The following is a 525-nucleotide window of genomic DNA, read 5'->3' as shown; positions in this document are numbered from 1 at the left end:
CGGCGGCGGCGAGGTAGAGCGTGGAGATGCCGAACGAGCTGCCGAATTCGACGATCCGCCGCGCCCCGGCGGCACGGACGAGCATGTAGAGCGTCGCCCCCTGGTCCGGGCCGATCGCGAGATACGCCTCGCTGCGATCGAACGGGGCGTCCGGCCCGGCACGGCGCCGGGCGTCGCGCTGGGCACGCGCCGCGGCGTGTTCCCGGGCCAGCACCCGGGTGACTCTGTCGCTGTCGATGGTGGCGGTCATGGCTGTGAACTCCCGGGCCCTCCGGCCCGCACGGGTGGGTGGATTGCTTGGGGTTACGGCGGACCGTCGCCGGTGGTCACCACCACCGGGCAGTCGCGTTCGGGGTGCGGCAGCACGCACACGGGCTGGCGGTAGACCCGCCGGAGCTGCCCGGCCCGGAGGACGTCCCACGGCGTGCCCTGGGCGGCGACCCGCCCGTGGTCCAGGAGCACCAGGTGGTCGGCGTGGGCGGCGGCCAGGTTGAGGTCGTGCATCACGGCGACCACGCAGTGCCC

Annotated in this window: 2 pseudogenes; both read right to left on the bottom strand. The window is 74.7% G+C overall.

Annotated features, from left to right (window positions below):
* Window positions 1-250, bottom strand: a pseudogene (locus G7A99_RS25010) (hypothetical protein); the annotation flags it as partial.
* 53 nt (window positions 251-303) lie between these two features.
* A pseudogene (locus tag G7A99_RS24460) lies at window positions 304-525 on the bottom strand (hemin ABC transporter ATP-binding protein); the annotation flags it as partial.

This window comes from Arhodomonas sp. KWT (assembly GCF_010993615.1).
The sequence above is the reverse complement of the archived record's forward strand: the minus strand, read 5'-3'. Positions and strand labels throughout refer to the sequence as shown.